The organism is Pseudomonas sp., assembly GCF_050739655.1.
Lineage (GTDB): Bacteria > Pseudomonadota > Gammaproteobacteria > Pseudomonadales > Pseudomonadaceae > Aquipseudomonas.
Map to the genome: position 1 here is coordinate 1 of NZ_JBOIBY010000546.1, position 6900 is coordinate 6900.

The window sequence follows — 6900 nt, forward strand, 5'->3', positions numbered from 1 at the left end:
GGGCTTCCTGCGTGCCATCTGCCCGCGGTGTGGGCCGCACGCCTCTCGATGGTCTGAAAAAGATGCTGGATAATAAAGCATGACCCGCTTGACGGCTAGCGCCGTCGGAGACCCTTGCAATGCCTGACCAAGATGTACGTTTGCAACACCTGAAAGTATGGCTCGATGAACAATTGGCGGTTCTTTTTGCGCAACAAGGCTGGGGCGCCGTACCCCCGGCCACGTTGACCGCAGCCAGCAGCGACGCGAGTTTCCGGCGTTATTTCCGTTGGGAAGGCGCAGGTAAAAGTTTCGTCGTGATGGATGCACCTCCCCCTCAGGAAAACTGTAAACCCTTCGTGGATATCGCTTTTTTACTGGCGAAATCCGGAATAAATGTGCCGAAAATTTATGCCGAAGACCTCGAGCGTGGATTTCTTTTGCTCAATGACTTGGGCAACAAGACCTATCTGGACGTGATCGACAGCGAAAATGCCGACGATTTGTTCAACGATGCCCTGCAAGCGCTGCTGGCTTTCCAACAATTGCCGATGGTTGCACCGCTGCCCAGTTATGACGTGGCGTTGTTGCGCCGTGAACTCGAACTGTTCCCCGAGTGGTACGTGAAGCATGAGCTGGGAATCGAGTTCGACGCCGCGCAACAAGTGCTCTGGCAGCAAGTCAGTGACCTGTTGATCGACAGCGCACTGGCCCAGCCGAAAGTTCTGGTGCACCGCGACTACATGCCGCGCAACCTGATGCTCAGTGAGCCGAATCCCGGTGTGCTGGATTTCCAGGACGCGGTCTACGGTCCGGTGACCTACGACGTGACTTGCCTGTTCAAGGATGCGTTCCTCAGTTGGCCTGAGGAACGCGTGCGCGGCTGGCTGGAAAGTTACTGGCAACAGGCCTCGTCGCTGAACATTCCGGTGCAACCGGATTTCGAAGACTTCCTGCGTGCCAGCGACCTGATGGGTGTGCAGCGTCACCTGAAAGTGATCGGCATTTTCGCCCGTATCTGCCACCGCGACGGCAAACCGCGTTATCTGACCGATGTGCCGCGTTTCTTTGCCTATATAGAAGCTGTGATTGCCCGTCGTCCCGAACTCGCAGAACTGGACGTGTTGCTGGCCAGTTTGCGTGCCGGAGTGAAAGCATGAAGGCGATGATTCTGGCAGCAGGCAAAGGCGAGCGCATGCGCCCGTTGACGCTGACCACGCCAAAGCCGCTGGTTCGCGCGGGCGGGGTGCCGCTGATCGAATATCACCTGCGCGCGCTGGCGGCTGCCGGTTTTACCGAGATCGTGATCAACCACGCCTGGCTCGGTCAGCAGATCGAAGACTACCTGGGCGACGGCTCGCGCTATGGCGTGAGCATCCAGTATTCAGCGGAGGGAGAGCCACTGGAAACAGGCGGCGGGATTTTCCGTGCGTTGCCTTTGTTGGGCGATGAGGCGTTCGTCGTGGTCAATGGCGATATCTGGACCGATTACGACTTCAGTGTGCTGCATCAACCTATCACCGGGCTGGCTCACCTGGTGTTGGCTGACAACCCGGCCCATCACCTGGCCGGAGATTTCAGCCTGATCGGCGAACAGGTCCGCGACGGTCATGCGGACGCTGGCACATTGACCTATAGCGGAATTGCCGTGCTGCATCCTCAGTTGTTCGACGGGTGTTCGGCAGGGGCCTTCAAGCTTGCGCCGTTGTTGCGCAAGGCGATGGCTGACGATCAAGTAACCGGCGAGCGCTTGAAAGGGCAGTGGGTCGACGTCGGTACGCACGAACGCCTGGCCGAGGTTGAAGCATTGATCGAAGCGAGACGCTGACATGTTATGGCCAGGGACTCTGATCGGAGCCGGAGCGGGTTTTGCCATTGCCAGCATTCCGGGGGCCATGCTCGGTGCTTTGCTGGGGCAGGCGCTGGACAGGCGCATGCACTTGCAGAGTTGGGCACATCTGCGTGAAAAACTCGGCGGTCGTACGGTACTGCGCAACGATGAATTGTTGTTCGTGTTGCTGGGGCGACTGGCCAAGTGCGACGGTCGGGTAGTTGACGGTCATATCCAGCAGGCGCGTCAGGAAATGCGTTCGCTGGAGATGAGTGAGTCGGCCCAGCGGCGAGCGATTGCCGCATTCAATCGCGGCAAGTCAGGCAGTGACCGGCTGCACGGTTACCTGCGTCGATTGAGTGCTCAGCCTCATGCGGCCGAAGGTGTCTTGCGCGCCTGCTGGCGGATGATTTGGGCCGATGGTCGCGCGGGCACCGGTGAGCGTGAGTTGATCGCGCAATGGGGCAAGTGGTTGGGCTGGACGAAGCATCAGGTTCAGGCGCTGGCTCATGACTACGAACCGCAGAAGCGACCGTTGGGCAGTAGCGTTACGAGCTATCAGGACGCCTTGCGGTTGTTGGGTGTTTCGGCCACCAGTGAACCGGCACAGATCAAGCGGGCTTATCGGCGCCTGCTCAGTCGGCATCACCCGGACAAGATTGCTGGCAGCGGGGCGACGGCGTCCCAGGTTCGTGAGGCTACGGAGAAAACCCGGGAGCTGCACAGCGCTTACACATTGATTCGTCAGCGGCGGGATTTTCGCTGAGTCAGGCAGTGATGTGTTGTCTGGAAGGGCGCCTTCGCGGGCAAGCCACGCTCCCACAGGTTTTTTGTTGTTCTCAACGATTGTGAGCACCATTAACCTGTAGGAGCGAGGCTTGCCCGCGAATGGAGCAACTCGATCTATCAGTTAGTCGGGCTCTGCGGACTCAACCAGCCCCGCACCCTGCGAACCAGCTGTTCCTGTTGATCCTTACTGTTGCCCGGCAGCGCCTTGAGCGAAACCTGGCTGAAAGTCGAGCCCTTCAAGCGTTTGCTGGCCTGCAACCGCGCCAGCGCGGCATTGCGATCCATCGGTTTGTCCATATAGAAGATGTCTGCCGTGGGCAACTTCAGGGTGGGTGCGAGTTCATCCAGTTCCGGTTTCGCCTGAGCCGGTGTTTGTGCGGCAACCATGACGAAGCGCTCGACTTGCGATGGCTGTTTCTCGCTCAGATAGCGTGCGGCCCAATAAGCGCCAGTGCCATGACCCAGTACGACAATGCTACGAGCGCTTTGCTGTTCGGCAAATGCGATTGCTGCGTCGATACGGGCAAAAATTCGCTCGGCATCAGCTTTGGATTGCTCTTCGCTGGTTTCGGCGATGGGTTTGTCCGTCACTTCACTTTCGCCACCGGCGACCTGTTCGATGGGCGCGGCGGTGGTCGAGTCTTTACTGCCAGCGTCCGGTGCCTTGGGTGCCGGCGGCACTTCGATGACGCGCGGCGCAATGGCATCGCTTTGCAAGTCTGGCAAGGTGATACTCAGGCTGCTCCATTCCACGTTTGGCAGTTGACGTCTCAACGGGCCGATCGCTTGAGGCCAGTCAACGGTTTCGCCGGCGCCCGGGATGATAATGACCGCACCCTTGGGCTCGGCGGTATTGGCCGGTTTCCACAAGGCCAGGAAGGTGTCGCTGCCTGCTTGCAGTTGTTGCTGCTCTTGAGCCGGGATTTTTCGTTCAAGTGCAGTGGTTTCTTCCTGACTACGCTCAGGCAGCGGCTGGCGCTCAAGTGGCTTTTCTTCGGCAGGCATCTGCGTTGCGGCAGGAGCGGGGTCGGCCGCCTCGACGGAAAAAGCCCATGGCAGGATCAGCGACAGGCACAATGCTGGCAGTGCCAGGCGGTAGACAGGGGGCATCGGATATTCCAGGCCAGAAGATATTCCGGCAGCCTAATGGGTTGGTCAGTATTTGTCAGTGTGTGAGAGTTCGATGATGCGTTTGCACTGCCTGTGGGTTATCGGCTGGTTATGGTTTCCCTTGATGGGGTGGGCGGCGGCGCCACCGGCGCACGTCGCCCCGTTGTCCGCTGCTCAGCAACAATGGCTGGCACAGCAGGGCGAGTTGCGTGTCGGGCTGGTGTTGCAGGCGCCTTATGCCCAATACGATCGCCGCTTGCAGCGCCTGTCCGGGGTCAACGTCGAGTTGATGAAGTGGTTGGCCAAGTCGCTCAAGGTCGAGCTGAGCTGGCGTAATTTTCCTGACCTTGATCAGCTGGAAGCTGCCGCTCGCGGGGGTGAAATCGACATCGCCCCGGGGCTGACCCAAACCCCCAGCGGTCTTCGCCTTTGGCAGTTTTCCGATCCATACATGCGGGTGCCGCAACTGGTGGTCAGCGACCAGAAAAGCACCGGTGCGGTGGAGCTGGAGAAACTCGACAGCCAGACTCGCGTCGCCGTGCGAATGCCCAGCGTTACCGCCGACTACCTGCGTGGCAATTATCCGCATCTGAACCTGCAGGGCGTTCCGACGGAGCGTCAGGCACTGCAATTGTTGTTGAGCCAGCAAGCCGCTTACGCCGTGGTCGACGAAGCGCAGTTGGGTCGCCTGTCCGTCGAGCCGGAATTCGCTGACCTGGTGGTGGTGGGTGATATCGGCTTGCCGCAGTTACTGCGAGTGGCTACGCGACGCGACATCCCGGAGCTGGCCACCATCGTCGAAAGTGCGTTGCGAGCGATCCCGGCCAAGGACCTGGAAACCCTGCATAATCAATGGCTGCAACCCAAGTACCCGCGGTTCACCGAATCTCGGGGGTTTTGGCAGAACCTCTGCCTGCTGTTGCTGGTGTTGACGCTGAGCAGCATGGCCATCGTGTTCTGGCAGCGTCGTCAGCAGCACGGTCTGGAGCAGCGGCTGGCGGCGGCGCAGGCAGACATAGCCTTGCGTGCCGCCAGCGAAGAGGCCCTGCGGCTGACGCAGTTTTCCATCGACCAGAGCACCGTCGGCATCCTGTGGGTCAATTGGGATAGCCACGTGCGTTACGCCAACCGTGCTGCCGAAACCATGCTGGGTTACCCCTCGGGCGGGATCATCGATCGGCCATTGATCGAGTTCGAGCCCGGCCTGCACATGGATCGCTGGTTGAACCTGTGGAAGCGCGCGAGGGCCAACGACGACACGCCTCCAAGCTTCGAAACCAATTGCCTGCGGGCGGACGGCAGCATCCTGCCCGCTGATGTCTCATTGAGCTTCCTGCGATTTCGCGATGGCGAGTATCTGGTGGTTTACCTGACTGACGTGACCGAGCGACGCCGCGCCCTGGCAGCACTGCAGGAAAGTGAAGCGCGGTTGCAAGGCATCGCCGCGAATGTTCCCGGATTGGTCTTTCGTCTGGAGCGGGCGCCAGTGACAGGGCAGATCGACTTTGCCTACATCAGTGAAGGCAGCGAGAGTCTGGTGGGTTACTCGCCAGCGACCCTGGCCCATCGCGACAAAGGCCTTCGCAGCCTGGTGCACCCGGACGACAAGGCCAGCTATCACCAGACCCAGGATCATGCGCTGGACACTGACAGCGATTGGTCGTGGCAAGGGCGGATTCTCACGCGGCAGGGCGAACAACGCTGGGCGGAGATCAAGGCAATTACCCGTCGACTTGAGGACGGTGCTTATGTCTGGGACGGCATTGTCTGGGACATCAGCGAAAGCAAGCGCATCGAACTGGAACTGGCCAGTTCCCGGGAGCAGCTGCGGGAATTGTCTGCACACCTGGAGAGCGTGCGGGAAGAGGAAAAGGCGCGCATTGCCCGGGAAGTTCATGACGAGCTGGGCCAGATGTTGACCGTGTTGAAGCTGGAAACGTCCATGTGCGAATTGGCCTATGCGCAACTTGACCCTGGTTTGAACGAGCGTCTGAACATCATGAAACGCCTGATCGCCCAGCTGTTCCAGTTGGTCCGCGATGTGGCCACGGCATTGCGCCCACCGATTCTCGACGCTGGGATCGCCTCCGCCATCGAGTGGCAGGCCCGACGCTTCGAGGCGCGTACGCAGATACCATGTCTGGTGCAGGTACCCGACAATTTGCCGGTGCTCAGCGATGCCAAGGCAATCGGTCTGTTTCGTATCCTTCAGGAAGCGCTTACCAATGTCATGCGCCACGCCCAGGCGCATACTGTCGAACTGACACTATCCCTTGAAGGCGACGAGCTGTGTCTGACCGTCAGCGATGATGGCGTAGGATTTGTCCCGGCAGCTGAACGGCCAACCTCCTTTGGCCTGGTCGGTATGCGCGAGCGCGTGCTGATCCTGGGTGGGCAGCTGTCGCTGGAAAGTGAGCCGGGTGAGGGCACGACCCTGAACGTGCGAGTGCCGTTGGATGAGGAGCCGTAAGTGATCCGTGTATTGGTAGCTGAAGACCACACCATTGTTCGTGAAGGCATCAAGCAATTGATTGGCATGGCCAAGGATTTGCTGGTGGTGGGGGAGGCGAGCAATGGCGAGCAACTACTTGAGACGTTGCGCCATGTGCCCTGCGAAGTGGTGTTGCTCGATATCTCCATGCCGGGCGTGAATGGGCTGGAGGCGATCCCGCGGATTCGTGCGCTGAATAACCCACCGGTGATCCTGGTGCTGTCGATGCACGACGAAGCGCAGATGGCGGCCCGGGCGTTGAAGGTCGGTGCTGCCGGCTACGCGACCAAGGACAGTGATCCGGCGTTGTTGCTGACGGCTATCCGTCGGGTCGCGGCGGGCGGACGCTATATCGATCCGGACCTGGCCGACCGCATGGTCTTTGAAGTCGGGCTGACCGATTCGCGGCCATTGCATTCATTGCTATCGGAGCGTGAGTTTTCAGTGTTCGAACGCCTCGCTCAGGGGGCCAATGTCAACGACATCGCCCAGCAACTGGCGTTGAGCAGCAAAACCATCAGCACCCACAAGGCGCGGTTGATGCAGAAGCTCAACATCACCTCCCTGGCCGAACTGGTGAAGTACGCCATGGAGCACAAACTCCTCTGAAATCACCGAAACCTCTGTAGGAGCTGCCGCAGGCTGCGATCTTTTGATCTTCAGCAAACCTGAGGGTGCTGAAAAGATCGCAGCCTGCGGC

General features: G+C 59.8%; 6 protein-coding genes. 5 read left to right on the forward strand and 1 reads right to left on the reverse strand.

Features of this window, described 5'->3' with window-relative positions; genetic code table 11:
* Window positions 1–119 precede the first annotated feature (119 nt).
* From ACRESJ_RS26115 to ACRESJ_RS26125, 3 genes are read left to right on the forward strand one after another with little or no spacing between them, the layout of a single operon-like run.
* Window positions 120–1139 carry an aminoglycoside phosphotransferase family protein gene (locus ACRESJ_RS26115; RefSeq protein ID WP_431760445.1) on the forward strand — a complete coding sequence of 340 codons (1020 nt, stop codon included), beginning with the start codon at window positions 120–122 and terminating at the stop codon, window positions 1137–1139.
* On the forward strand, window positions 1136–1807 hold the full coding sequence (gene murU, locus ACRESJ_RS26120) for an N-acetylmuramate alpha-1-phosphate uridylyltransferase MurU (protein WP_431760446.1): 672 nt from the start codon (window positions 1136–1138) through the stop codon (window positions 1805–1807). The genes ACRESJ_RS26115 and murU overlap by 4 nt, the downstream gene beginning before the upstream one ends.
* A gap of 1 nt (window position 1808) precedes the next feature.
* On the forward strand, window positions 1809–2576 hold the full coding sequence (locus ACRESJ_RS26125; RefSeq protein ID WP_431760447.1) for a TerB family tellurite resistance protein: 768 nt from the start codon (window positions 1809–1811) through the stop codon (window positions 2574–2576).
* A gap of 140 nt (window positions 2577–2716) precedes the next feature.
* On the opposite strand, the gene ACRESJ_RS26130 is transcribed toward ACRESJ_RS26125, so the two are convergent.
* Window positions 2717–3709 carry an alpha/beta hydrolase family protein gene (locus ACRESJ_RS26130; protein WP_431760448.1) on the reverse strand — a complete coding sequence of 331 codons (993 nt, stop codon included), beginning with the start codon at window positions 3707–3709 and terminating at the stop codon, window positions 2717–2719.
* 73 nt (window positions 3710–3782) lie between these two features.
* Between ACRESJ_RS26130 and ACRESJ_RS26135 the strand changes: the two genes are divergently transcribed.
* The gene (locus tag ACRESJ_RS26135; RefSeq protein WP_431760449.1) at window positions 3783–6179 is read left to right on the forward strand and encodes a PAS domain-containing sensor histidine kinase; all 2397 of its coding nucleotides are present in this window, start codon (window positions 3783–3785) and stop codon (window positions 6177–6179) included.
* The gene (locus ACRESJ_RS26140; protein ID WP_431760450.1) at window positions 6180–6809 is read left to right on the forward strand and encodes a response regulator; all 630 of its coding nucleotides are present in this window, start codon (window positions 6180–6182) and stop codon (window positions 6807–6809) included.
* Window positions 6810–6900: the final 91 nt, after the last annotated feature.

Excerpts from the sequence above, each read along its gene's own strand:
- ACRESJ_RS26115 (WP_431760445.1), top strand. The coding sequence starts at position 120 with ATGCCTGACCAAGATGTACGTTTGCAACACCTGAAAGTATGGCTCGAT.
- murU (WP_431760446.1), top strand. The coding sequence starts at position 1,136 with ATGAAGGCGATGATTCTGGCAGCAGGCAAAGGCGAGCGCATGCGCCCG.
- ACRESJ_RS26125 (WP_431760447.1), top strand. The coding sequence starts at position 1,809 with ATGTTATGGCCAGGGACTCTGATCGGAGCCGGAGCGGGTTTTGCCATT.
- ACRESJ_RS26130 (WP_431760448.1), bottom strand. The coding sequence starts at position 3,709 with ATGCCCCCTGTCTACCGCCTGGCACTGCCAGCATTGTGCCTGTCGCTG.
- ACRESJ_RS26135 (WP_431760449.1), top strand. The coding sequence starts at position 3,783 with ATGATGCGTTTGCACTGCCTGTGGGTTATCGGCTGGTTATGGTTTCCC.